The sequence below is a fragment of the Paraburkholderia kururiensis JCM 10599 = LMG 19447 genome, assembly GCF_003986935.1.
In the GTDB taxonomy this organism is placed as follows: Bacteria; Pseudomonadota; Gammaproteobacteria; order Burkholderiales; family Burkholderiaceae; genus Paraburkholderia; species Paraburkholderia kururiensis.
The window spans coordinates 171,540-195,836 of the sequence record NZ_RJZE01000012.1 but is presented as its reverse complement, the minus strand read 5'-3'; the positions used below and the strand labels follow the sequence as shown (position 1 = coordinate 195,836).

26 protein-coding genes are annotated in these 24,297 nt (G+C 65.3%); 21 read left to right on the top strand and 5 right to left on the bottom strand.

The genetic code is table 11. The features are described 5' to 3' along the window. Positions 1 to 103: 103 nt before the first annotated feature. The gene (gene secB, locus PKKP23_RS16540) at positions 104 to 577 is read left to right on the top strand and encodes a protein-export chaperone SecB (protein WP_017772593.1); all 474 of its coding nucleotides are present in this window, start codon (positions 104 to 106) and stop codon (positions 575 to 577) included. A gap of 21 nt (positions 578 to 598) precedes the next feature. After that, positions 599 to 1,597 carry an NAD(P)H-dependent glycerol-3-phosphate dehydrogenase gene (locus PKKP23_RS16535; RefSeq protein WP_126877696.1) on the top strand — a complete coding sequence of 333 codons (999 nt, stop codon included), beginning with the start codon at positions 599 to 601 and terminating at the stop codon, positions 1,595 to 1,597. A gap of 71 nt (positions 1,598 to 1,668) precedes the next feature. Here PKKP23_RS16535 and trmL read toward each other — a convergent pair whose 3' ends face one another. Together trmL and PKKP23_RS16525 are read right to left on the bottom strand one after the other, a co-directional pair. Continuing rightward, positions 1,669 to 2,139 carry a tRNA (uridine(34)/cytosine(34)/5-carboxymethylaminomethyluridine(34)-2'-O)-methyltransferase TrmL gene (trmL, locus tag PKKP23_RS16530; RefSeq protein ID WP_126877695.1) on the bottom strand — a complete coding sequence of 157 codons (471 nt, stop codon included), beginning with the start codon at positions 2,137 to 2,139 and terminating at the stop codon, positions 1,669 to 1,671. Between the two features lie 25 nt (positions 2,140 to 2,164). Further along, a complete protein-coding gene (locus tag PKKP23_RS16525; RefSeq protein ID WP_240659036.1) occupies positions 2,165 to 2,839 on the bottom strand; it encodes a ComF family protein in 675 nt (224 codons plus the stop codon). Positions 2,840 to 3,082: 243 nt separating this feature from the next. On the opposite strand from PKKP23_RS16525, the gene PKKP23_RS16520 reads away from it, so the two are divergent. From PKKP23_RS16520 to PKKP23_RS16490, 8 genes are all read left to right on the top strand, one after another. After that, positions 3,083 to 4,048 (top strand): methyltransferase domain-containing protein, encoded by a 966-nt coding sequence (locus PKKP23_RS16520; RefSeq protein WP_126877693.1) that lies wholly within the window; start codon positions 3,083 to 3,085, stop codon positions 4,046 to 4,048. Between the two features lie 262 nt (positions 4,049 to 4,310). Continuing rightward, entirely contained in the window at positions 4,311 to 4,787 is a 477-nt protein-coding gene (locus PKKP23_RS16515) for a DUF2244 domain-containing protein (protein WP_126877692.1), read from the top strand. A 75-nt stretch (positions 4,788 to 4,862) separates the two neighbouring features. Then, positions 4,863 to 6,449 (top strand): cytochrome c oxidase subunit II, encoded by a 1,587-nt coding sequence (coxB, locus tag PKKP23_RS16510; protein ID WP_126877691.1) that lies wholly within the window; start codon positions 4,863 to 4,865, stop codon positions 6,447 to 6,449. 43 nt (positions 6,450 to 6,492) lie between these two features. Beyond that, positions 6,493 to 8,106 (top strand): cytochrome c oxidase subunit I, encoded by a 1,614-nt coding sequence (ctaD, locus tag PKKP23_RS16505; protein WP_026121002.1) that lies wholly within the window; start codon positions 6,493 to 6,495, stop codon positions 8,104 to 8,106. 105 nt (positions 8,107 to 8,211) lie between these two features. Beyond that, complete coding sequence (locus PKKP23_RS34565; RefSeq protein ID WP_017772601.1) at positions 8,212 to 8,346, top strand: cytochrome oxidase small assembly protein; 135 nt, start codon at positions 8,212 to 8,214, stop codon at positions 8,344 to 8,346. 31 nt (positions 8,347 to 8,377) lie between these two features. Continuing rightward, entirely contained in the window at positions 8,378 to 9,019 is a 642-nt protein-coding gene (locus PKKP23_RS16500) for a cytochrome c oxidase assembly protein (protein WP_126877690.1), read from the top strand. A 35-nt stretch (positions 9,020 to 9,054) separates the two neighbouring features. Then, positions 9,055 to 9,282, top strand: a complete 228-nt coding sequence (locus PKKP23_RS16495; RefSeq protein WP_126877689.1) for a DUF2970 domain-containing protein — start codon at positions 9,055 to 9,057, stop codon at positions 9,280 to 9,282. Between the two features lie 142 nt (positions 9,283 to 9,424). Continuing rightward, entirely contained in the window at positions 9,425 to 10,282 is an 858-nt protein-coding gene (locus tag PKKP23_RS16490) for a cytochrome c oxidase subunit 3 (protein WP_017772604.1), read from the top strand. Positions 10,283 to 10,410: 128 nt separating this feature from the next. Here the strand turns inward: PKKP23_RS16490 and PKKP23_RS16485 are convergent, their stop codons facing one another. Further along, the gene (locus PKKP23_RS16485) at positions 10,411 to 10,620 is read right to left on the bottom strand and encodes a twin transmembrane helix small protein (RefSeq protein WP_017772605.1); all 210 of its coding nucleotides are present in this window, start codon (positions 10,618 to 10,620) and stop codon (positions 10,411 to 10,413) included. A 99-nt stretch (positions 10,621 to 10,719) separates the two neighbouring features. Here PKKP23_RS16485 and PKKP23_RS16480 point away from each other — a divergent pair, with 99 nt between their 5' ends. The 5 genes from PKKP23_RS16480 to PKKP23_RS16460 all read left to right on the top strand — a co-directional run bounded on the left by PKKP23_RS16480 (position 10,720) and on the right by PKKP23_RS16460 (position 14,945). Further along, a complete protein-coding gene (locus PKKP23_RS16480; protein ID WP_126877688.1) occupies positions 10,720 to 11,445 on the top strand; it encodes an SURF1 family protein in 726 nt (241 codons plus the stop codon). 91 nt (positions 11,446 to 11,536) lie between these two features. Further along, positions 11,537 to 12,217, top strand: a complete 681-nt coding sequence (locus PKKP23_RS16475; protein WP_126877719.1) for an SCO family protein — start codon at positions 11,537 to 11,539, stop codon at positions 12,215 to 12,217. A gap of 73 nt (positions 12,218 to 12,290) precedes the next feature. Next, a complete protein-coding gene (locus PKKP23_RS16470) occupies positions 12,291 to 13,400 on the top strand; it encodes a COX15/CtaA family protein (RefSeq protein ID WP_126877687.1) in 1,110 nt (369 codons plus the stop codon). Positions 13,401 to 13,408: 8 nt separating this feature from the next. Continuing rightward, a complete protein-coding gene (cyoE, locus tag PKKP23_RS16465) occupies positions 13,409 to 14,314 on the top strand; it encodes a heme o synthase (protein ID WP_017772609.1) in 906 nt (301 codons plus the stop codon). Positions 14,315 to 14,318: 4 nt separating this feature from the next. Further along, complete coding sequence (locus tag PKKP23_RS16460; protein ID WP_126877686.1) at positions 14,319 to 14,945, top strand: SCO family protein; 627 nt, start codon at positions 14,319 to 14,321, stop codon at positions 14,943 to 14,945. Positions 14,946 to 15,006: 61 nt separating this feature from the next. On the opposite strand, the gene PKKP23_RS16455 is transcribed toward PKKP23_RS16460, so the two are convergent. Beyond that, positions 15,007 to 15,297, bottom strand: a complete 291-nt coding sequence (locus tag PKKP23_RS16455; protein WP_126877685.1) for a YciI family protein — start codon at positions 15,295 to 15,297, stop codon at positions 15,007 to 15,009. Positions 15,298 to 15,569: 272 nt separating this feature from the next. Between PKKP23_RS16455 and PKKP23_RS16450 the strand changes: the two genes are divergently transcribed. The 3 genes from PKKP23_RS16450 (at position 15,570) to chrA (ending at position 20,023) form a co-directional block, all read left to right on the top strand. Continuing rightward, the gene (locus PKKP23_RS16450; protein ID WP_126877684.1) at positions 15,570 to 17,543 is read left to right on the top strand and encodes a methyl-accepting chemotaxis protein; all 1,974 of its coding nucleotides are present in this window, start codon (positions 15,570 to 15,572) and stop codon (positions 17,541 to 17,543) included. 230 nt (positions 17,544 to 17,773) lie between these two features. Next, positions 17,774 to 18,586, top strand: a complete 813-nt coding sequence (locus PKKP23_RS16445) for a MetQ/NlpA family ABC transporter substrate-binding protein (protein WP_042299402.1) — start codon at positions 17,774 to 17,776, stop codon at positions 18,584 to 18,586. 225 nt (positions 18,587 to 18,811) lie between these two features. Beyond that, positions 18,812 to 20,023 carry a chromate efflux transporter gene (gene chrA / locus PKKP23_RS16440; RefSeq protein WP_168724573.1) on the top strand — a complete coding sequence of 404 codons (1,212 nt, stop codon included), beginning with the start codon at positions 18,812 to 18,814 and terminating at the stop codon, positions 20,021 to 20,023. A gap of 45 nt (positions 20,024 to 20,068) precedes the next feature. Here the strand turns inward: chrA and PKKP23_RS16435 are convergent, their stop codons facing one another. Continuing rightward, positions 20,069 to 20,998: a bifunctional helix-turn-helix transcriptional regulator/GNAT family N-acetyltransferase gene (locus PKKP23_RS16435; protein WP_126877682.1), complete on the bottom strand. Its 930-nt coding sequence runs from the start codon at positions 20,996 to 20,998 to the stop codon at positions 20,069 to 20,071. 342 nt (positions 20,999 to 21,340) lie between these two features. Here PKKP23_RS16435 and PKKP23_RS16430 point away from each other — a divergent pair, with 342 nt between their 5' ends. The 3 genes from PKKP23_RS16430 to PKKP23_RS16420 all read left to right on the top strand — a co-directional run bounded on the left by PKKP23_RS16430 (position 21,341) and on the right by PKKP23_RS16420 (position 24,289). Next, positions 21,341 to 22,075 carry a GntR family transcriptional regulator gene (locus PKKP23_RS16430; protein WP_017772616.1) on the top strand — a complete coding sequence of 245 codons (735 nt, stop codon included), beginning with the start codon at positions 21,341 to 21,343 and terminating at the stop codon, positions 22,073 to 22,075. A 101-nt stretch (positions 22,076 to 22,176) separates the two neighbouring features. Continuing rightward, positions 22,177 to 23,280 carry an N-acetylglucosamine-6-phosphate deacetylase gene (gene nagA / locus PKKP23_RS16425; RefSeq protein ID WP_126877681.1) on the top strand — a complete coding sequence of 368 codons (1,104 nt, stop codon included), beginning with the start codon at positions 22,177 to 22,179 and terminating at the stop codon, positions 23,278 to 23,280. After that, complete coding sequence (locus PKKP23_RS16420) at positions 23,273 to 24,289, top strand: SIS domain-containing protein (RefSeq protein ID WP_126877718.1); 1,017 nt, start codon at positions 23,273 to 23,275, stop codon at positions 24,287 to 24,289. The genes nagA and PKKP23_RS16420 overlap by 8 nt, the downstream gene beginning before the upstream one ends. The last annotated feature ends 8 nt before the right edge of the window (positions 24,290 to 24,297 follow it).

Here is a 24,297-nt window from a genome sequence, read left to right as displayed (position 1 = left end):
TCGAGCACATGCGCTCGCTATATTTGCCGACTTGAGCGCCACAACCACACGCACGGCGGACTACGGCCCGCCGCCATCCGTTAATCAGGGAGCCTGCATTACCATGTCCGACGAGAACAACCAGCCGTTTTTCAACATCCAGCGCATCTACCTGAAGGATCTGTCGCTCGAGCAGCCGAATTCGCCCGCGATCTTCCTCGAACAGGAGATGCCCTCGGTCGAAGTCGAAGTCGACGTGAACGCTGCGCGTCTCGCCGACGCCGTGTTCGAAGTCGCGGTGACCGGTACGGTGACGGCCAAGGTCAACGACAAGGTCGCATTCCTGATCGAAGCGAAGCAGGCCGGCATTTTCGACATCCGCAACATTCCGGCTGAGCAGATCGATCCGCTCGTCGGCATTGCATGCCCCACGATCATCTTCCCGTACCTGCGTTCCAACATCGCCGACGCGATCACGCGCGCGGGCTTCCCGCCCATCCATCTGGCCGAGATCAACTTCCAGGCGCTCTATGAGCAGCGCCTCGCGCAGATCTCGCAAGGGGACGGCGGCGCGCAGCAAAGCAACGCCACGCATTAACCCACCTTGACGGTGCCGGGTATGAAGGTTGCCGTTCTCGGCGCCGGCGCATGGGGCACCGCGGTCGCCGCCCATCTGGCCGCGCGGCATGACACGGTGCTCTGGGCGCGCGACAGCGCGCTCGTTGCCGAACTCTCCACGACGCATGAAAACGCCCGCTATCTGGCGGGCGTGGCCTTGCCGCAGAGCCTGCGTTACGACGCAGATCTGGCGGCGGTGCTCGACCACGCGCGCGATGACGCCTCGCTCGTCGTGCTTGCGGCGCCTGTCGCCGGGCTGCGCGGCTTGCTTCGCTCGATGCGCGACGGCGGCAAGGTGCCCGCGCATTTCGTGTGGCTGTGCAAGGGCTTCGAGTCCGATACGCAGCTCATGCCGCATCAGGTGGTGGGCCAGGAGTTGCCCGATCATGCGAGCAACGGGGTGCTTTCGGGACCGAGCTTCGCGCGCGAAGTGGTGGAGGGCTTGCCGGTCGCGCTGACGGTGGCGAGCGCGTCGGCGGTGTGCCGCGAGCGTACGGTCGCAGCGTTTCATCATCGCGCCATGCGCATCTACACGGGCGACGACGTGGTGGGCGTGGAAGTGGGCGGCGCAGTGAAGAACGTGCTCGCGATTGCGACAGGCATTTCCGATGGCCTCGGGCTCGGACTCAACGCGCGCGCGGCGCTCATTACGCGAGGTCTCGCGGAAATGTCGCGGCTTGGCGTGACGCTGGGCGGCCGGGCCGAAACGTTCACCGGTCTCACCGGACTCGGCGACCTGATTCTCACCGCAACGGGCGATCTTTCGCGCAATCGAACGGTGGGCATGCAGTTGGCCTCGGGCCGCACGCTCGACGACATTCTTGCCGCACTCGGCCACGTGGCCGAAGGCGTGCGTTGTGCGAAGGCGGTGCTCGCGCTCGCGCAGGCGCATGGCATCGAAATGCCCATCACGCAGGCCGTCTGCGCGGTGCTGTTCGAAGGCGTCGCGCCGCGCGATGCCGTGAGCGCCCTGCTCAGGCGCGACTCCAAGGCCGAGTAGGCTCGACTCCTCTTTCGTTCAACGTCCTGCAATCGTGACGGGGTGCATTTCGCGCTCCGCTCACGCGCTCCTCACTCTCCTCCTTCGAATCCCGCTTGCCGCCACGCTTCGAACACGACCACGGCGACCGTGTTCGAGAGGTTCAGGCTGCGATTGCCGGGCCGCATCGGCAGCCTCACGCGTTGCTCCGCGGGGAAATGAGCGAGCACGGCATCGGGCAGGCCACGCGTCTCCGCTCCGAATACGAACCAGTCGCCTGGCTGAAACGGGTGCGAGTGAAACCGCCCTGAGCCGCGCGTCGTGAACGCGAACATGCGGGACGGGGCGGGCGACTCTGCTGCAATGAAGGCTTCCCAGTTCGCGTGCACGCGCATCTGGGCGTACTCGTGATAGTCGAGCCCCGCGCGACGCATCTTCGCGTCGTCGAGCGGAAAGCCGAGCGGTTCGATGAGATGCAGTGTCGCGCCTGTGTTCGCGCAAAGGCGGATCACGTTGCCGGTATTCGGGGGGATTTCAGGTTCGACGAGAACGACGTTGAACATATCGGAATGAATTGAAGACGGACAGCTAGTTTTTCGGCGTGCGCAGCGCGACGAAGTTCGTGACGCGGCGTGCGCCGGCGTCCTTGAGTATGCGTGCAAGCGCTTCGAGCGTTGCGCCGGAGGTCATCACGTCGTCGACGATGCCGACATGCAACCCTGCTACGGGACTCGCAAGCGCAAACGCATGTCGCAAGTTGTGGCGGCGCGCTTCGAGGTCGAGTTGCGACTGCGGCGCTGTATGGGCGACGCGATTGACGAGCCGCGCATCGCTGCGTACACCGAGCGCTTTGGCAAGCGGCCTTGCCATCTCCCAGGCCTGGTTGTAGCCACGCGTGGCAAGTCGTTTGCGCGACAGCGGTACGGCGGCGATCACGTCGGGAAGCTGGGCGGCGTCCACTGCGTCGCTTGCTGTCCGGGCCAGCCGTCGCGCGAATTCGCCGGCCAGTGCAAGGCGAGCGTTGAACTTGAGGCCGCGCGCGAGCGTATCGAGTGGTGGACGGTAGTCGGCGAGGGCAAAGGTCGCCTCGAAGGGCGGCGGCGAGGCCGAGCAGTCGGCGCAGCGGTAGGGCGTCGCGCCCGCCCGCCGTGGCCGGCGCACCGTTCTCGCGGTGGGCAGCGGTATCGCGCATGCCGCGCAGCGCAGGCGCGACTCGTTCCAGTAAGCCTCGTCGCAGCCCGCACAAAACACCTGCTGCGACATATTGCCGCATAACGCGCACAGATTCGGCAATGCGAACTGCGTAACGCGCGGCAACCATCGCCGGGCTTCCAGGTCCGCGGTCGTCCATAACCGATTCGCAAACCGGGCGACGCGGTTCTTCATGATCGGCACGAGGGGAGCAAAAGACGGGGCAGGCATGTCAAGGCCGCGCCGCGCGGGCGGCTACGCTGAATCGAGGGGAGCGACCGAGTATACTTTGCGCTCTTCTCCAATACGACCGCCATGTCCCCGTCTCCCGCAAAATCCAGCCGTCCGGCCTATGACGCCCGGCTGCTGCGGCGGATCTTCGACCGCCGCGCCGCGACCTTCAGCGACGTCGCGTTCCTCCCGCGGGAAATCGCCCAGCGCATGCACGAGCGGCTCGACTACATCAAGGCGAGCCCGGCCAGCGTGCTGGACGCGGGCTGCGGCACGGGCGACGACCTTCCGGCACTTCGCGAGCGTTTTCCCGAGGCGCCGGTATTCGGCACCGACCTTTCGCACGGCATGCTGCTGCGCGCCCTGCGCCACGAGACCGCCGACACGAGCTGGCGGCGCTTTCTGCCGGCCGTGCTCGGCAAGACGCTGGGCACGCGCGGCCCGCGCTTCGCGCAGGCCGACTTCGGCGCGCTCCCCTTTGCATCGGGCGCGTTCGACTTCGTCTGGTCGAATCTGGCGCTGCACTGGCATTCGCGTCCCGACCTCGTTTTCCCTGAGTGGCAGCGCGTCCTCAAGGTGAATGGCTTGCTCATGTTCAGCACGCTCGGCCCCGATACGCTCAAGGAACTGCGCGGCGCGTGGGCCGAAGTGGACGCGGCGCACGGCATTGCCACGCGCGCGCATGTGATCGACTTCGTCGACATGCACGATCTGGGCGACATGCTGGTGGAAAGCGGCTTCGAGATTCCCGTGATGGACCAGGAGACCTTGACCATCACCTACCGTTCGCCCGAGTCGCTCTTGAAGGACGTGCGCCGCTGGGGCGCCTATCCGTTTGGCCGCGATGCCGCGTTGTCGCGCATTTCGCGGCGCCTCATGAAGGCGCTGTACGCGGCGCTCGAAGCGCGCCGGCGCGAGGACGGCACGATCCCGCTCACCTTCGAGGTGATCTACGGACACGCGTGGAAAGCGGTGCCCCGGACCACGCCCGAAGGGCACGGCATCGTGCGCATCGAGGACATCGGACGCGGGCCGACGAGGAACCGATAACGCGGTAAAGCGCCGGTTCGTTATGGCGGGAATCAGTGTTGCAAAGCGCGCCATGAACCTGCGACAAAAGGGCGCAGAGGCTTGTCGCATCTGGCTCCGAGGCCCGTGGCGCCTTGCTTGTGGCCGCCAGGGATCGCGCCTATAATGCGTCAGTTTGTCGCTCAGGGTCCCCACTTCTGAAGCGGCAGACCCAACGCTGAAGAGTGCCGAAGGCTCACATGGAAGAGCCGTTTAGCGGCAGCGGCGTGAGCAGGAGGCGACGATGCAGGTGTGCGATCTGCTGGCGAATCCGGAGACGGTTCTCAAGGACTGGACGATCAGGCGCAACTGCTCGGTGTCGCCTCGGCAGTTCGTGGGTTTCTATGTATCGCTCGCGCTCGTGTCTTCGGCGATCGCCATCATGCTGCTCGTGAAGGGCGTCTGGCTGGTATTGCCGTTCACCGGTCTCGAGCTGCTGGTTGTCGGTGTCGCGTTCGTCGTGTACGCGCGCCATGCAGTCGATTACGAACGCATCAGGCTGTATCCGCACCGGCTGGTGGTCGAGCAGGTCAGCGCCGACGAGCTCACGCAGTTCGAGTTCAATCCCCGCTGGGTGCGAGTCGAAACAGGCGCCACGCCGCGCGAACCGGTCAAGCTGGTATCGCGGGGGCAGACGGTCGCAGTCGGCGTGCATCTTGCGCAATATCGGCGCGCGCAGTTTGCCGAAGAACTGCGCAGGGGGCTTGCCGGTTGCGGCTAGCAGCCGGTTGCGAAGCGCCGCCGCGCGAGGCAAGGGGATGCGTGGCGATGGCCTTGCGGCGGGGCGAGGGTTTGAATGGAAATTTTGGGTAAGGAAGCTATGAAAACAATCAAGCGAGCCCTCATGGGCGTGCTGGCGTGTAGCGGACTCTTGTTCGCCGGCGCCGCCCTGGCAGTTGGTGATAGTCCCGGCGGCCCCGCCGTCAACGAGATCAATCTCCAGCCGCCTGTGACACGGATCGCAGAGGAGCTCTACAGCCTCCACACGATGATGTTGATCCTGTGTACCGCGATCTTCATCGCCGTGTTCGGCGTGATGTTCTATTCGGTCTTCGCGCACCGCAAGTCGAAAGGACACAAGGCCGCCAATTTCCACGAAAGCACCACCGTCGAAATCATCTGGACGATCGTGCCGTTCATCATCGTCGTGCTGATGGCGCTGCCCGCCACCCGCACCGTCGTCGCGATGAAAGACACCACCAACGCCGACCTCACCGTGAAGGTCACCGGCTACCAGTGGAAGTGGGGCTACGACTACATCAAGGGTCCGGGCGAGGGCATCAGCTTCCTGTCCACGCTGACCACCCCGCGTGCCGAAGTGAACGGCCAGACGCCGATTAACGACACCTACCTGCAGGAAGTCGACAATCCGCTCGTCGTGCCCGTCAACAAGAAGATCCGCATCATCACCACCGCCAACGACGTCGTGCACTCGTGGTACGTGCCCGCATTCGGCGTGAAGCAGGATGCGATTCCGGGCTTTGTGCGCGACACGTGGTTCAAGGCCGAGAAGGTGGGCACCTATCGCGGCTTCTGTACCGAACTGTGCGGCAAGGAACACGCGTTCATGCCGGTCGTCGTCGAGGTGCTCTCGGATGACGACTACGCGAAGTGGGTCGACGTGCAGAAGAAGAAAATGTCCGCCTCTGCCGACGATCCCAACAAGACCTACACCATGGCCGAACTCATGGAGCGCGGCGCGAAGGTCTACGCGGCGAACTGCGCGGTGTGCCACCAGCCGACCGGCAAGGGCGCGGGCGCATTCCCGGCGCTCGACGGCAGCAAGATCGCCAACGGTCCGCTCGCCCAGCACGTGAGCCTCGTGCTGAAGGGCAAGAACGCGATGCCCTCGTGGGCGCCGACGCTGAATGACGTCGAGATCGCTTCGGTCATCACCTATGAACGCAACTCGTGGGGCAACCACACGGGCGACGTGCTGCAACCGCGCCAGGTCGCGGACGCGCGCAACGGCAAGCTGCCCGAAGGCGGCGACCATCTGACGGGCGCGGCAGCAAGCGACGCGCAACCGGCATCGGCCGCGTCGGACGGCGCAGCCGCACCGCAAGCCAGCCTGCCCGCAAGCGTCTACTTCGAAACCGGCAAGAGCGATCTGCCGGCCGACGCGAAGGCGGCCATCCAGGCCGCGGCCGACTACGCGAAGGCGCACCCGGATGCGAAGTTCACGCTGTCGGGCTACACCGACGCGAGCGGCTCCGCGGATTCGAACGCCGAACTCGCCAAGACGCGCGCCCAGGCCGTGCGCGATGCGCTGAAGGCGGCCGGCATCGCCGAAGACCACATCATCTTGAAGAAGCCGGAGACCATCACCGGCGGCAGCAACGCGAAAGAAGCCCGGCGTGTCGAAATCAGCCCGGCGGCCTGACGTGCCACTCGGACCGCAGCAGTATTCGTTTTAGGAGATTGTCATGTCTAGCATCGGACACGATGTAGTCGGAGGCCACGAGCACGTGCACGGCGACCATGCGCACGAGACGCCGCACGGCTGGCGCCGCTGGCTCTTCGCGACCAACCACAAGGACATCGGGACGCTGTACCTGATCTTCTCGTTCGTCATGTTCCTCTCGGGGGGCGTGATGGCGCTGATGATCCGTGCCGAACTGTTCGAACCGGGCCTGCAGATCATGCGGCCGGAGTTCTTCAACCAGCTGACCACCATGCACGGCCTCATCATGGTGTTCGGCGCGATCATGCCGGCGTTCGTCGGCTTCGCGAACTGGATGATTCCGCTGCAGATCGGCGCATCGGACATGGCCTTCGCGCGCATGAACAACTTCAGCTTCTGGCTGCTGCCTGTGGCGGCGGTGTTGCTGGTGGGTTCGTTCTTCGCGCCGGGTGGCGCAACGGCTGCGGGCTGGACGCTCTACGCGCCGCTCTCCACGCAGATGGGCCCGGGCATGGACTTCGCCATCTTCGCGATCCACATCATGGGCGCGTCGTCGATCATGGGCGGCATCAACATCATCGTGACGATCCTGAACCTGCGCGCGCCGGGCATGACGCTCATGAAGATGCCGATGTTCGCGTGGACGTGGCTCATCACCGCCTACCTGCTGATCGCCGTGATGCCGGTGCTCGCGGGCGCGATCACCATGGTGCTGTTCGACCGCCACTTCGGCACGTCGTTCTTCAACGCGGCAGGCGGCGGCGACCCGGTGATGTACCAGCACATCTTCTGGTTCTTCGGGCACCCCGAGGTGTACATCATGATTCTGCCGGCGTTCGGGATCGTGTCGCAGGTGATCCCGGCGTTTTCGCGCAAGCCGCTGTTCGGCTATAGCTCGATGGTCTATGCAACGGCATCCATCGCGATCCTGTCGTTCATGGTCTGGGCGCACCATATGTTCGCAACCGGCATGCCGGTCACGGGCCAGCTGTTCTTCATGTACGCGACGATGCTGATCGCTGTGCCGACCGGCGTGAAGGTGTTCAACTGGGTTGCCACGATGTGGCGCGGCTCGCTCACGTTCGAAACGCCGATGCTGTTCGCGATCGGCTTCCTGTTCGTGTTCACGATGGGCGGTTTCACGGGCCTGATGCTTTCCATGGCGCCGCTCGACATCCAGTACCACGGTACCTATTTCGTGGTGGCGCACTTCCACTATGTGCTGGTGGCGGGGTCGCTCTTCGCGCTCTTTGCGGGGTGGTACTACTGGTCGCCGAAGTGGACCGGCTGGATGTACAACGAGACGCGCGGCAAGATCCACTTCTGGGCGTCGATGATCTTCTTCAACGTCACGTTCTTCCCGATGCACTTCGTGGGCCTCGCCGGCATGCCGCGCCGTTATGCGGACTACCCGGCGCAGTTCACGGACTGGAACCAGGTCGCAACGATCGGCGCATTCGGTTTCGGCCTCGCGCAGGTGTACTTCCTGTTTGCGGTCGTGCTGCCCGCGTATCGCGGCGGCGGTGAGCTGGAAAAGGCGGCGGACAAGCCGTGGGATGGCGCAACGGGCCTCGAGTGGACGGTCCCGAGCCCGGCACCGTTCCATACGTTCGAAAATCCGCCGACGGTCGAATAGTCGAATAACCCGCCCGCCTGCGGCAACAGATGCAGCAACGCTCCCTGGTCTCGCGTCCTTCGCGGGAAACGAGATCGGGGAGCGTGAAGTCTCCCAAATTCACGCATGACCCGGAATCCAGAAAAAAGACGTACACCCGAGCAGATTCGCGCAGCCAACCTGCGACTCGGCATGATCCTGCTCGCTATCGTCGCCGTCTTTTTTGTGGGTGCCGTCATCAAGCAGTGGCTGTTCAGCTGACGCCGGCCTGATGGTTTGTTGAGGAAGTTCGATGTCGACGCAGCCGCGCCTTGAAGCAGATTCACCGGCGGAATCCCGGGCGGATCGCTCGTTCAACCGTTCGATGCTGGTCAAGCTCGTCGTGGTGGCGTGCCTGATGTTCGGCTTCGGTTTTGCGCTCGTGCCGATGTATCGCGCGATCTGCCAGATCACCGGCATCAACAACCTCGTGCAGCGCGATGCGACGGCGCGCGAGGCGAAGAATACGCAGGTCGACATGAGCCGCACGGTGTCGATCGAGTTCGATGCGAACGCGCGCGGCCCGCTTGGCTTCAAGCCGGAGCAGCACAGTCTCGACGTGCATCCGGGCGAAGTCACGACGGTGATGTACGAGGTGTCGAACGAGCAGGCGCGCATCGTGAAGGCCCAGGCCATTCCGAGCTACGCGCCCAAGGTTGCGACGGAGTACTTCCGGAAGATCGAATGCTTCTGCTTTACCCAGCAGACGCTGCAGGCCAACGAAACGAAACGGATGCCGGTGGTATTCGTGGTTGACCCGAAGTTGCCGAAAGATGTGAAGACCATCACGCTGTCGTACACGTTCTTCGAGCTGAACACGCCTGCGCCGGCAACGGACGCGGCAACGCAGCAGACAGGTGCGGCGGCCGCGGGTGCGGTTCGCAACCCGGCTTGACGAACATAATGGCAGAGCAAGGGGAGCGAGCAGCCATGAACGCCGACGGCGGCAAAGGCAGAGACAACAACGGCGGCCAGAAGAGCTCGCTGGGCCAGGTGATCAAGGCTGTGGCATGGTCGTTTCTGGGCGTGCGCAAGCGCCGCGACCTCGAGGCCGATGCGGCGCAGCTGAACCCGCTGCACCTGATCATCGCGGGCGTGATCGGCGCGGCGATCTTCATCGGGGTGCTGATCCTGGTGGTGCACCTCGTGGTGGGCTGACGCGACTATCGCGCATCCGCCAGCAGGGCAGCGGCAGGAAGGTGGGCGCAGCAAGGAAGCAAGCCGATGCGGCGGCCACGCCGCGCCGGAGAAGATACAGCCGGAGATTCCGGAACAACTGGACTGAAGTGGAGAATCAAGAATGAGCGGTCAAAACGAGAGCCCGTACTATTTCGTACCGCATCCGTCGCGGCATCCGATCAGCGCGTCCATCGGGCTGCTCGTGATGCTTTCGTCGCTCGCGGCATGGGTGAATGGCGAGTCGTGGGCGCCCATCACGGCGGCGGCGGGCCTGCTGTGGCTGCTCTTCACGCTGTGGCACTGGTTCGGCGACGCCATTGCCGAGTCCGAAGGCGGAATGTACGGCAAGCGCGTCGACAGCTCGTACCGCTGGAGCATGAGCTGGTTCATCTTTTCCGAAGTCATGTTCTTCGGCGCGTTCTTCGGTGCGCTCTTCTACGCGCGTGAAATCGCGATGCACCAGCTGGCGAGCCTCGACTACAAGCTGATCTGGCCGGACTTCTCGGCAGTGTGGCCGAACAACGGTCCGGCTTCGCTCGTGTCCGCCTACAAGTCGATGACGCCGTGGCCGGTGCCCACCATCAACACGGCGCTGCTGCTCTCGTCGGGCGCGACGCTGACGGTCTCGCACCATGCGCTGCGCGACAACCACCGCACGAAGGCGATTGCGTGGCTTGCCGCAACGCTCACGCTCGGTATCTGCTTCCTGTTTCTGCAGGGCTTCGAATACTTCCACGCGTACAACGAACTGAACCTCACGCTGTCGTCGGGCGTGTACGGCTCCACGTTCTTCCTGCTCACCGGCTTCCACGGCTTCCACGTGTTCCTGGGCGGCACGATGCTGGCGGTGGTGATGATCCGCCTGATCCGCGGCCACTTCACGGCGGACCACCACTTCGCGTTCGAAGGCGCGGCGTGGTACTGGCACTTCGTCGACGTGGTCTGGCTGGGTCTCTACGTGGTCGTCTACTGGCTGTAAGGCGGGCCTGCCAGTACGCGCGAAACGACACGCTGCGGACCAGAGCTCGAACGAGCCATCCAACGCCGCCTTCGACGCAGGTCAAGGCGGCGTTTTGTTTCCAGCGTGAGGGAACGCGATTGCGCGCTTCAGCGGCCGTAAGGAATGCCGGTGGACTGGATCCAGCCCATCCAGTGTGCGAACAGGATGAACAGGAACAGCGAGATCGACAGTCCCACGCGCGCGGCGAGCGACCAGACCATCCGCTTCGTGCGGCCCCGGTCGTGCATCATGAAATACAGCGCCGAGATCATGCTGGCAATGATGAGTGCGAAGGCGATGGGAACGAGAATGTGCATGGAACCTGCTGAAATCCGGCGAGATAGAGGAAATAGCGTAATTATCGCACCCCGACCGGTGTTGCGTCCGTGCCGCGGGTTGGGCAAGGGCAGCCCGCGATGAAGATTCGCTGGTTCCCCGCGCTGCTGATCCTGATCGTGGTCGCCGTGACCGTGAGGCTCGGATTCTGGCAGCGCGACCGCGCGCATCAGAAGGAGGCGCTCGAAGCGCGCATCACTCAGTTCGAGAACGCCCCGGCTCAAACCATTGGTTCTCAGCCTGTGGCGCTGAAGGACATCGAGTTCCATCGCGTGCGGGCCACGGGTACCTTTGAGCCGGAGCGGGCGGTCTATCTCGACAACCGGCCGTATAACGATCAGCCGGGCTTCTACGTCGTCATGCCGCTCAAGCTCGCAGATGGCCGGTATGTGCTCGTGAACCGCGGCTGGCTGCCGCGCAACATGCAGGATCGCACGGCGATCGCGCCCTACCAGACGCCCAAGGGCGAAGTGCAGGTGGAAGGCATCGCGCGAGCCGACGCGTCGCGTGCGTTCGAGCTTGGCCAGGGCGGGTCGGCGGCTCATCAGCCGATTCGCCAGAATCTCGACGTCGCTTCGTATGCAACCGAAACCGGCCTGCCGCTGCAGCCCTTCGTCATTCAGCAGACGAACGATACGCACGACGGCCTCGTGCGCGACTGGCCCGTGCCCACGATGGGCGTGGAGCGCAACTATGGCTACATGTTCCAGTGGTGGGGCATGGCCGCTGCGGCGCTCGGGTTCGGTCTATATGCCGCGCGACGCGCCGCGAAGAAACCGCGCGTGTCCGAAACGTCAGAGGCTTAACGCGCAGGGCGCGCTGCCACCATCCCTATCGCACGCCGCCGGGCCATGCCCCGACGCGTACGACTGAAAGAAAGAGGTTCTTGTCGTGTCGATGCAAACTACTTCTTCCCGCGGACCGGATCGGCCGACAGCGGGCACCCCGCAGTCGAATCGCCCAGGCGCCGGAAGCGCCCCGACGGGCGGCGGCCGCGGATCGTGGGAACGCGGCCGCTGGGTCGTCCTGCTGATTGCGCTCGTGTGCGCGGCACCCGTGATTGCGTCGTATCTCACGTATTACGTCTTCAAGCCGAAGGGCGGCACGTCGAGCTACGGCACGCTGATCGAACCGCAGCGCCCGATTCCCGAGTCGCTCGTCGTGACGGGCGAAGACGGCAAGCCCATGAAGCTCGCCTCGCTGCGCGGCCGCTGGTTGCTGATTTCCGTGGACCGTAGCGCCTGCGACAAAGCCTGCGTTACGAAGCTCTACTTCATGCGCCAGGTGCGCGCAACGCAGGCCGGCGAACGTGAGCGCATCGTCAACGTGTGGCTGCGCACCGATGCGCAGCAAGTGCCCCCGGCGGTGCAGGGCGCGTACGACGACACCGAAATGCTGATTGCCGATCCGTCCGCGGTCTCGGCGTGGTTGCCGGTGGACGCTGGCACCACGGTGACCGACCACATCTACATGGTCGACCCGAACGGCAACCTGATGATGCGTTTCCCGAAGGATCCCGACCCGAGCAAGATCAAAGGAGACGTCACCAAACTGCTCAAGTGGTCGAGTATCGGTTGATACTGGCGGGTTTGCGTGCAACGGCCCGCAACGGCGTACACGCGGCTGGCGTGTGAATGGAAAGAGAGAAGAGATGTTCGTACTGCAACTGGGGCTGATTGGCTTGTGCATCGCGCTGCTGCCGCTCTCATGGGTCTGGGTGAAAGCAGACGACAGCCGGTTCCGCAAGCTCGTCTGGGTCACCACGTTCCTGACGCTGGATCTCGTCATGTTCGGCGGCTTCACGCGCCTGACTGATTCCGGCCTTGGCTGTCCCGACTGGCCCGGCTGTTACGGCACTTCTTCGCCGTTCATCGCGCACGCGGCCATCGCGGCGGCGCATCAAGCCATGCCCACCGGCCCCGTGAGCATGACCAAGGCGTGGATTGAGATGATCCACCGCTATTTCGCCATGGCGATCGGCGTGCTCATCATTGCCCAGACCGTGATTGCGTGGGCGGCGCGTATCCGCCGCAGGCCGCTGCACGTGTCGCCGTGGTGGCCAACGGCGCTGTTGTTGCTGATCGTGGTGCAAGGCGCATTCGGCGCATGGACCGTCACGATGAAGCTGCAGCCCATCATCGTCACGACGCATTTGCTGCTTGGCCTTGCGTTGCTTGGCACGTTGGGCTGGCTCGCAGCGCGCATCACGCCGTTGCCCGCCCACGAGCCGGAGGCGGCGCGCTGGCGTATCGCCGCGCTGGCCGGCCTCGCGCTGCTCGTCGTGCAGATTGCGCTGGGCGGCTGGGTGAGCACGAATTATGCGGTACTTGCCTGCACCGACTTCCCGACCTGCAACGGCGCGTGGATTCCGCCCATGGACTTTGCCCACGGCTTTCACCTGTGGCGCGCCCTTGGCATGACCGGCGACGGCGAGGCGATCACCCAGGACGCGCTCGTCGCGATCCACTGGACGCATCGCACCTTTGCGCTGGTGGTCGTCGCTTATCTGGTGTGGTTGGCGTTGAAATTGCGCCGCTTCGAGTCGCTAGTGCGGCCCGCCAACGGCGTGTTGCTCGTGGTGGTGATCCAGTTTGTCACCGGACTTTCGAACATCGTGTTGCAGTGGCCGCTGCCCGTCGCGGTGGCCCATAACGGAGGCGCGGCGATCCTGCTGCTACTGCTCGTCATGCTAAACTTTCGAATCGCTTCAAGCCGTCCCGGCCGCACGGTCGAACTCGCGCGCGACGCCGCGCCAGCGTGATTCCCTCTATGGACAGCACAACTCTCTCCCAGACGCCCGGTAACCGCATTTCGCAGTACATCGCGCTCACGAAGCCGCGGGTCACGCAGCTTGCGGTGTTTTGCGCCGTGATCGGCATGTTCCTCGCCACGCCGGGCATGGTGCCGTGGACTGTGCTGATCGGGGGCACGATCGGCATCTGGCTGACGGCAGGGGCCGCTTTCGCCATCAATTGCCTGATGGAGCAGAAGGTCGACGCGATGATGCGCCGTACCGCCTGGCGCCCGTCGGCGCGCGGCGAGATCACCACGGTGCAGATCCTGCTCTTTTCGGCCGTACTGGGCGGTCTCGGCATGTGGACGCTCTATACGTTCACCAATGCGCTCACCATGTGGCTCACGTTCGCCACGTTCGTGGGCTATGCCGTCATCTATACGCTGCTGCTCAAGCCCGCTACGCCGCAGAACATCGTGATCGGCGGAGCCTCGGGCGCCATGCCGCCCGCGCTCGGCTGGGCCGCGGTCACGGGCGCGGTGCCGGGCGACGCCTGGATTCTCGTGCTCATCATCTTCGTGTGGACGCCGCCGCATTTCTGGTCGCTCGCGCTCTACCGCCGCACGGACTACGAAAAGGCCGGCTTGCCGATGCTGCCCAACACGCACGGCGAGCAGTACACGCGGCTGCACATCTTCCTCTACACCGTGATTCTCTTCGCGGTCACGTTGATGCCGTTTATCTCCGGCATGAGCGGCGCCGTGTATCTGGCCGCTGCGGTGCTGCTGGGCGCGGTGTTTCTCGGCTACGCATGGAAGATCTATCGCGAGTATTCGGATGCGCTCGCACGCAAGACCTTCCGTTACTCCATCGTTTATCTCTCGCTGCTGTTCGTCGCGCTGCTGGTCGATCACTACGTGCGCACGCTCATTGGCGCATAAGACCATGCAGAACTCTCCGCTCGCACGCGCGTCGCGCGTGGCGCTGGCCGCGCTCGTTGCGTGTGCCTTGGGTAGCGCGGCGCTTCTTTCGGGCTGCGGCAAGCAGCAGCCCGCGTTCCAGAATCTCGATCTCACGGGCAACAAGCAGTTCGGCTCGGATTTCGCACTGCCCGACACCAACGGCAAAACGCGCACGCTCGCCGACTACAAGGGCAAAGCCGTGGTGCTGTTCTTCGGCTATACGCACTGCCCCGACGTGTGCCCCACCACGATGGCGGAGCTTTCCCAGGCACTCCAGCAAATGGGCCCCGACGACGCGAAGCGCGTGCAGGTGCTGTTCGTGACGGTGGACCCGGAACGCGACACGCCCACGCTGCTGTCGCAATACGTGCAGGCGTTCAATCCGACGTTCGTCGCGCTGCGTCCCGCCAACGACGCGCAGCTGCAAAAGATCACCAAAGACTTCCGCGTGTACTACGCGAAGGTGCCGGGCAAGACGCCCGACAGCTACACCATGGACCACACCGCCGCGAGCTACGTGTTCGATCCCGACGGCAAGCTGCGCCTTTTCGCCCGCGACGGGCAGGGCGCCCAGCCGTGGGTGCACGATCTCAAGCTGTTGCTCGATTGAACCGACGCGGCGCTATTGAAGCGCCTTCGTTAAGCCTGCTTGCACGACGCCCGTGCCGACCTCAAGCCGGAATCGGAAAATTCAGGCCCGGCGCGAGGCGCGTGGCCTTGAACTCCGTAACGTCGTAAGTCGCCAGATCCTGCTGCGCGAACGGGTCGGTAGCCAGAATGGCGTCGAGCTTCTCGCGCTCGATACGCACCGCCAGAATGACGCCGCCCTTGCGCGGTACCGTAGGCCCCGCTGCAATGAACACGCCCGCGTCGAACTGCTTCGCGAGAAACGCCCGATGGGCTTCGAGCGCGTCGTCGATGCGTTCGAGCGGCGCCGTGTAGGTGAGCGAGATGACGTACATGAGTGCCTCGTCGTTGTGTGTGTGAAGTCTTCGTGAAGCGCGTGGGCGCGCGTGAAGGCTCATTATCGCAGCCGTGTTCGATGCCTGCTTCCGGGTGAGCGCACGCGGGTCCGGCGAGACGGGCACGGCGCCTCGCCCGTTCCTGGCTCGGGACCTTCCTTACACTTTCTCTCAAGTTGACTCTTTTGGGTGCCGTTATACCTGCGGCAATCGTTTGCGTTTGCCCGCAGGCGCATCGCGCAAGAAAACACCTACAAGAAGAGACCAACGCTATGAGCAGGATGAGTCTGAACCGCAAGCTGTGGTTGTCGCTCGCATTCGTTTGGCTGGGGCTGCTGGGGGTGGGCCTCTGGAGCGCGGTGGAAACCCGTGGAACGATGCTCGCCGAGCGCAAGGCTGGCATGGCGAATCTCGTGGACGCGGCGCAAGGCGTCGTGAACGGCTATTACGCACTCGCTCAGGCGGGCAAGATGAGCGAAGCCGACGCCCAGCGCGAGGCGCTCGCGCGGCTCGCCACCATGCGCTACGGCGACGCCGGCTACGTTTTCGTGATGGATTCGAAGCCCGTCGTGCTCATGCACCCCACGCTGCCGCAGATGGTCGGCAAAGCGGCGGGCGACTTCAAGGACCCGGACGGCAAGCTCGTCTACGTCTCGATCGTGGATGCGGCCAAAGCGACGGGCCGCGGCTTCACCGAGTATCGCGGGCGCCTGCCGCACAGCGAAACCGCGCTGCCGAAAATCGGCTACGTCGTGCGTTTCGCGCCGTGGGACTGGAACATTTCGACCGCCGTGTTCGTGCGCGACATCGACACCACTTACTACGAGACGCTGCTCACGCATCTGGGCGCGATTGTCGTGATCGGCGTGGCGATCTCGCTCGCCATGCTGGTGGTGATCCGCAGTGTCCGAAAGAGCCTGGGCGGCGAGCCCGAAGACGCGTTGCGTCTCGCCAGGCACATTGCGCGCGGCGACCTCTCGCAGTCTGTCCAGGTTCGCAACGGCGACTCCAGCAGCATGATGGCCGCGATGCGCGACATGCAGGACCGGCTGCAACGCACCATCGGCGAAATCCGGTACTCCGCCGAATCGATTGCGGCCGCAACCGAACAGATTGCGGCCGGCAACGGCGACCTCTCGCAGCGCACCGAGCAGCAGGCCGCATCGCTAGAGGAAACCGCCGCGAGCATGGAGCAGCTCACCGCCACGGTGAAGCAGAACGCCGACAACGCGCGCCAGGCGAGCGGACTCGCGAACAACGCCTCCGAAATCGCGACGAAGGGCCACGACGTGGTGAGCCGCGTGATCGGCACGATGGGCGAGATCAACGACAGCTCGCGCCAGATTGCCGACATCATTGGCGTGATCGAAGGCATCGCGTTTCAGACCAACATCCTCGCGCTCAACGCGGCGGTGGAAGCCGCCCGCGCGGGCGAGCAGGGACGCGGCTTTGCCGTCGTGGCCGGCGAGGTGCGCAGCCTCGCGCAGCGCTCGGCAACTGCGGCGAAGGAGATCAAGCAGTTGATCGATGCGTCGGTGGAGCGCGTGAACAACGGTTCGTCGCTCGTCGAACAGGCGGGTGCGACGATGGGCGAGATTCTCCAGGCCGTGCGCCGCGTGACGGACATCATGGGTGAGATCGCGGCAGCCTCCGAGGAACAGAGCAGCGGCATCAGCCAGGTGGGCCGCGCCGTGACGCAGATGGACGAGGTCACGCAGCAAAATGCCGCGCTCGTGGAAGAGGCGACGGCTGCCGCGGCGTCGTTGCAGGACCAGGCGGCAAGGCTGCGCGAGGCGGTGAGCGCGTTCCGCGTGGACGGCGCCGCCGCGGCGAGCGGGCTGGTATCGAGCGTGGACGTTGCGCCGACGCGAAACAGCGCCAAAGCCGTGAACGCGAAGGCAGCCGCGCCGGCTCGTGCTGCGTCGCCTGCGGTGAAGAGCGCTGCGGCTGGCGGTTCTGCCTCGGCCGGCAAGGCTGTGGCGAGGTCTTCCGCTGCTTCGGCCGCTTCGAACGTTGCGACGGCTGGCGCGGCATCGGGTCGCAGCGAGCATGGGCAGCCCGCGAAGGCGCGGACGGCCGCCTCGGCCGGTGCCGCTGAATCCGCGTCCGCTACGAAACCGCCCGTCGCCGAGACTGCCGCGGTTAAGCCTGCCGCTACGCCGGCGGCCGCCGCCGCAACCGTCACTCCCCGCGCTACGTCGAGAGCCGCCGCGGTCCCCGCAGACGACGACTGGACGACGTTCTGACCGAAGCTTCGCTCGTCCGTCGCGCCACCGTGTCCGGCGCGACGGCGCCGGGCGTGCCTTGCGTTTTGCCTTGGCCACACGGCACCGCACCGCACCGCGCAGCGCATACCAGTATTCGATTCCGTTATTTCTTAATGCTCCCGGCATATGAGACCATTTATGTCGCCGCCGGTATGGCATCAGGCCTGCCGGCGCGACAGAACCCGGAATCACGTCAGTCGAACTTTCCCATGCAGCGCAGAAATCTCCTCAAGCTCTTTTCCGCCGCCGTTGCGGCAACCGCATTCGCCGCCAGCTTCGGCGCACGCGCCGACGAAAGCGTCATCAAGGTCGGCACCATCAGCGGGCCCGATGCGCAGATTTGGTCGGTCGTCCAGAAAGTGGCGAAGCGCGAAGGCCTCAACGTCAAGGTCATCGAGTTCAACGACTACGTTCAGCCGAACGCCGCGCTCGACGCGGGCGACCTCGACGCTAACAGCTTCCAGCACCAGCCGTATCTCGACAGCCAGGTCAAGCAGCGCGGCTACAAGATCGTGAGCGCGGGGCTGACCTACATCTCGCCGCTCGGCGTCTACTCGAAGAAGCTGAAGTCGCTGAAAGACCTGCCGCAGGGCGCGAAGGTCGCGGTACCCAACGACCCGTCCAACGAGAACCGTGCGCTGCTGTTGCTGCAGGCGCAGGGCGTGATCAAGCTGCGCGCCGGCGCAGGCGCGAGCGGCAGCAACGCGACGCCGCTCGACATCGCGGAAAATCCGAAGAAGGTGAAGCTCGTCGAGCTCGATGCCGCGCAGCTGCCGCGCTCGCTCGCCGACGTCGATGCCGCGGCGATCAACACGAACTACGCCCTTGCCGCAGGCCTGCAACCGACGAAAGACGCCATCGCGCTCGAAGACGTGCACAGCCCGTACGCGAACCTGATCGCTGTGCGCACGCAGGACAAGGACAAGCCGTGGGTGAAGAAGCTGGTGGCGGCTTACCAGTCCGAAGACGTCCGCCAGTTCATCAAGACGCAATTCAAGGGATCGGTTGTGCCCTCGTTCTAAAGCGGCGCCGCCAGCTTTTGCAATCGACAACGCCACGGCTTGCCGTGGCGTTTTGTTTTACCCGGCTGCTTTGGCGCGAACGTGCGAGCGCCGGACAACGCCCACGCATCTCGGGCACACCGCTTCGCCCCGACGCTGCTAGCATGTCGCGCGACGCCGCCTGAAGCGACGTGCCCCAGGCGTCGCACCGAACGTGACCGCATCCCGACCGACATGGACGACCGCATGCCCTCCGTTTCCCGCCCTGCCGTGCCCACGCGCCCGTCCGTATTCGAGATCTTCGCGATCTTCCTTCGGCTCGGGCTCACGTGTTTCGGCGGACCGATCGCACATCTCGGCTTCTTTCGCGAGGAATTCGTGCGCCGCCGCGCGTGGCTCACCGACGCCGCGTTCGCCGATATCGTCGCGCTCTGCCAGTTCATGCCGGGCCCGTCGAGCAGCCAGGTGGGCATTGCGCTCGGGCTGCGCCAGGGCGGCATAGCGGGCGCGATTGCCGCATGGACGGGCTTCACGCTGCCGTCCGCGGCGCTGCTCTGTGCGTTCGGTCTTCTCGTCGGGCGGCACGGAGCGACGGCGCAATCCGGCTGGCTGCACGGACTAAGCCTCGTTGCCGTCGCTGTCGTGGCGCAAGCGCTGTGGGGCATGCTGCGTACCCTCGCGCCCGACCGTCCGCGTGTGGCGATTGCCGTCGTATCCACGGTCGTCATGCTGGCGTTCACGACACCGCTCGCGCAACTTGCGGTGCTCGCATTCGGAGCGCTGGCGGGCTGGTTGCTGCGTGGCCGCTTGCCGGAGGTGAGCGAGCACAGCGAACCGATTGGTGCCGGCGGGCGTGTGCACGCCGTGCTGATGATCGGGCTCTTCGTCCTTCTGCTGCTCGGGCTGCCCGCTCTGGCCACGGTCTCCGGCAACTATCCGCTGCATCTGTTCGCGAGTTTCTTCCGCGTGGGCTCGCTCGTGTTCGGCGGCGGTCACGTCGTGCTGCCGCTGCTCGAACAGGTGGTGGTGCCGCCGCATTGGGTCACGCCGGAAGCGTTCATTGCCGGCTACGGCGCCGCGCAGGCCGTGCCCGGTCCGCTCTTCACGTTCGCGGCGTTTCTTGGTGCGGTATCGAATCAGCAGCCCGCAGGCGTGGCGGGCGCGGCCATTGCGGTTGTCGCTATTTTTCTGCCGTCGTTTCTGCTGGTGATTGGCGTGATGCCTCTGTGGGAGCGGCTGCGGGGCCTCGCCGCGTGCCGCTACGCGCTAATGGGCGTGAATGCCGCCGTGGTGGGGCTGCTGGCCGCGGCGTTCTATTCGCCGCTCTGCGTGAACGCACTGCGCCACCCGGCGGACATCGCATTTGCCCTCGTGGCGCTCGCGCTGCTGATGGCGGCGCGCTTGCCACCCTGGCTCGTGGTGGCGTTCTCCGCGCTCGCAGGGTATCTGATTTTCTAAAGGACGACTGAGCGCAGCGAACACGTGCGCTCAGTTCACGTCGCCTCACGACAGCGTGAGCTCCCACCGTTCAACGGTAAGCGGATGCCCGAAGCGGTGCGCGTCCTTGCTGGTCGCACAGTGGAAGCCCATGCGCGCCGCGAGCCGCCGCGCGTCGGCCATCACCGTCGCGAGCGAGAGCGAGAGCGCGGCGTAGCGCGCGTCCTTTGCGAAGCGCACGCATTCCTCCAGCAGTTGTGCGCCGATGCCAAGGCACCGCATGTCGGGCTCCACATAGAACATGCGCACGCTCGCAATTTCCTGCGAGCGCGCGGCGATGAGCGCCGACCCCACCGTCATGCCGTCTTGCTCGGCGATCCAGCATGCCTCGCGCTGCGCGTCGTGCGTCTGCGTGAAGGTGGCAACGGTGCGCGCGAGCAGTGCCTCGAAGCGGGCGTCCCAGCCATGGGCGGCGGCCGAGAGTTGCGCCTGACGGTGCACCAGCCAGCTCGCCTCGCCTGCCTTCGGGGCGCGCAGCTTCACGAGGCCCCGCCGCGGACGGTCATCGAGCAGCCGTTCAATCAGCTTCATCGCGCCGATCAACTGCTGCTGCGACCCTTGCGGCAGCCGCGCCAGCACCGCGCGAACTTCGGCGACAGCGGCTTTCTCCAGCGGTTCGTACTCGGCGCGGCCCTGTTCCGTGAGCGAGAGCAGCGACTGGCGCGCGTCGAATTCTGAGGGCCGGCGCGTCAGCAGATTGCGCCGCTCGAAGCTCGTGAGGATGCGGCTCAGGTAGCCGGTGTCGAGACCCAGATTGCGGGCGAGTGCCGCCGCCGTGTTCGCGCGGCCGCGCGACAGCTCGTTGAGAATGCGCACCTCCGTCAGCGAGAAGGCGCTCTTTTGCAGATGCTCGTGAAGGGCGCCGATGTGGCGCGTGTAAAAACGATTGAAGTGGCGGACGGCCTCCGCGCGCCTCAACGCATCAGATTCAGTCAACTCCGGCTCCCCGTGTTCTTCGTCTTTGCCTGCGATGCACCACTATAGGGGCCGCCTGTCGATATGGGAACGGGTTGTGTGCGCCGCATGCAAGGTTGCGGGCAACCAAGTGGTATCAAAGCGGTATGCGTAAAGCGCGACACGGGGGCGCCGCCAGGGTAAATCCCGATACCGCAGAAACGCGCCGCAAGCCTTGGGAGAAGCGCGCAAACGACCGCCAGGTAAGGCTTGAACACCGATCGACAGGCCTGGAACCAGTTCGTTGACTGGTATTATTGTGGTTATATAATGGGCTCGGCTTGAAGAACCCTCCCAACCGTTCCTTCCCCGCCCGAGCCCTCAATGGAAACCCGCTGGTCCGCGCTGATGCCCGATGCGCGCAACGTCACACCGTTGTACCTGCAGCTGGCGCGCAATCTGGCGACGGCGATCCAATGCGGCGTCTGGTCTGCGGGCGAGGCGCTGCCTTCGGAACGTACGCTCTGCGATGCAATCGGCGTGTCGCGCATCACCGCGCGCAAGGCTATTGCGCTGCTCGTGGAGCAAGGTCTGATTCGCCGCGCGCGCGGCGCCGGCAGTTTCATCACGCCGCGTGTGGAAGATCCGCTTTCGCGCCTCACCGGCTTCACCAAGAAGATGCAGCAGCGCGGCTTCACGCCCGATTCCATCTGGCTCGAGCGCGACGTTCGCGCCGCCACGCGCGACGAGATCGTGCATCTCGGGTTGTCGCCAGGCGCGTCGGTGGCGAACCTGCGACGCCTGCGTCGCGCGGACGGCATCGTAATGGCCGTCGAGCACTCGGCGTTGCCAGTTTCGATCGTGCCCGACCCGCATGCAATCGGCGTGTCGCTCTACAGCCACCTCGAGGAGCGCGGCGTGCCGGTGGTCCGCGCGCTGCAGCACTTTCGCGCGGTGAACGCCACGAGCGAAATCGCCGCGCTAATGGAGATCGAGCCGCGCGCGGCCCTGCTGGTCATTCAGCGCGTGGGTTTCAGCGCGGATCAGCGGGCCATCGAACTCACGGACACCTACTGCCGGGACGGTTACTACGATTTCGTGGCCGAACTGCTCCAGTAACGGGAACACGAACGGCGCCACGCGAATCAGTCATGAACGTCTCTCTCGTATCACCTGAGGTATCACCCAAGGCCTCGGCCGAAGCATCACCAGGAACACACATGCTGACCGGAAACATACTGACCCCCGACGGCTGGATTCACGGCACGCTCGAAACGGCAAACGGCCGCATCACGTCGCTTGCCGGCGAGCGCGTCGACCCCGCGACCAACGACGCGCCCTACATCCTGCCCGGCTTCATCGACCTGCACGTGCACGGCGGTGGCGGCGCCGACGTGATGGAAGCCGGCAACGCCATCGAAACCATTGCGCGCACCCACGCGAAATACGGCACGACGAGCCTGCTCGCCACCACGATGACGGCCCCGCGCGAGGAACTGATGAACGTCGTGGCGGGGCTCGGCAACGTGGCGCGCAGCCGCACGCCGGGCGGCGCGCGCGTGCTCGGCGTGCACCTGGAAGGGCCGTACATCAATCCCGGCAAGCTGGGCGCGCAGCCGGACGCCGCGGTGTCCGCCGTGCTCGACGAAGTGCTCAAGTACCTTTCCATCGCGCCCATTCGCGTGGTGACGGTGGCGCCCGAAATCGCAGGCCACATCGAGATCATTTCGGAGATGGCAGCGCGCGGCGTGCGCGTGCAACTCGGTCACTCGCTCGCGACTTACGACGACGCCGTGACCGCGCTCAAGCACGGCGCGCGCGGCTTCACGCATCTCTTCAACGCGATGTCGCCGATGCATCACCGCAATCCGGGCCTCGTGGGCGCAGCACTTGCGCACGCCGAATACGCCGAGATCATTCCCGACCTGCTGCACGTGCACCCTGGCGCGATTCGCGCCGCACTGCGCGCGATTCCCCGCCTCTACGTGGTGACGGACAGCACCTCGGCCACCGGCATGCCCGACGGCGAGTACCGCCTTGGCAGCCAGCACGTCACGAAGTGCCTCGGCGGCGTGCGTCTTGCCGACGGCACGCTCGCCGGCAGCACGCTCACCATGGACGTCGCGCTGCGCAACCTCGTTTCGCTCGGCCTGCCGATTGCGGACGTATCGAACCGCATGTCGCGCTACGCCGCCGACTACCTCGGCATCGAAGACCGCGGCCGTCTCGCGCGCGGCGCGTGGGCCGACATCGTCGTATTCGACCGCGCGTTGACGCTGACGGCGACCTACGTCGAAGGAGAATCGATTGTCGAATATGCTTAAAGAGGCCCTTGCGTCCGCGGACGCGGTGGCCGCTCAACTCGCCGACACCTCGCGCATCGAGGCATTGGCAGCGAGGCTCGAAGAGAAGCCTCGCCACGTCGCGCTCACCGTGGCGCGCGGCAGCTCGGACCACGCGGCGAGCTATTTCGCGAGCCTCACGATGAGCCGCATCGGCGTGCCGGTGGCGTCGCTGCCCATGTCGATCGCCACGCTGCAGCAAGCGCCGCTGCGTGTGCGCGATGCCTTCGCGCTCGCGTTCTCGCAGTCGGGCAAGAGCCCCGATCTGGTGGGCACCGTGGCCGCGTTGCGCGCCGCGGGCGCGTTGACCGTAGCGGCCGTGAACGTATCCGGCTCACCGCTCGCCGAGGCCTGCGAATACGAGTTGCCGCTGCTCGCGGGGCCCGAACTCAGCGTCGCCGCCACGAAGAGCTATATCGCGATGCTTTCGCTTTCGGCCCAGCTTGTCGCGCACTGGCAGCGCGACGCAGCGCTGGTTGCTGCGCTGCGCTCGCTGCCCGACGTGCTTTCGCGCGCGGGCACGCTCGACTGGTCGAAGGCCGTGGACGAACTGCGCGACGTTTCGCAGATGATCGTGATCGGTCGCGGCACGGGGCTTGCCATCGCGCAGGAAGCGGCGCTCAAACTCAAGGAAACGTCGGGCATTCAGGCCGAGGCGTTTTCGAGCGCCGAAGTGCGGCACGGTCCGATGGAAATCATCGACCGCGACTATCCGCTGCTCGTGTTCGCGCCGCGCGGCCCCGAGCAGGCCGGGCTCGTGCAGCTCGCGCGCGACATGCGCTCGCGCGGCGCGCGCGTGCTGCTCGCGGCGCCCGCCGATGCGGCCGACGCTGCCGACGTGACCTTGCCGCTCGAACCGGCCGCCGATGCCGCGCTGGACCCGATCCCCGCCATTCTTTCCTTCTATGTGATGGCCGCCGGCCTTGCCGCCGCGCGCGGGCGCAATCCCGATACGCCGCGCCATCTGCATAAAGTCACCGAAACACATTAAGCGAGAGT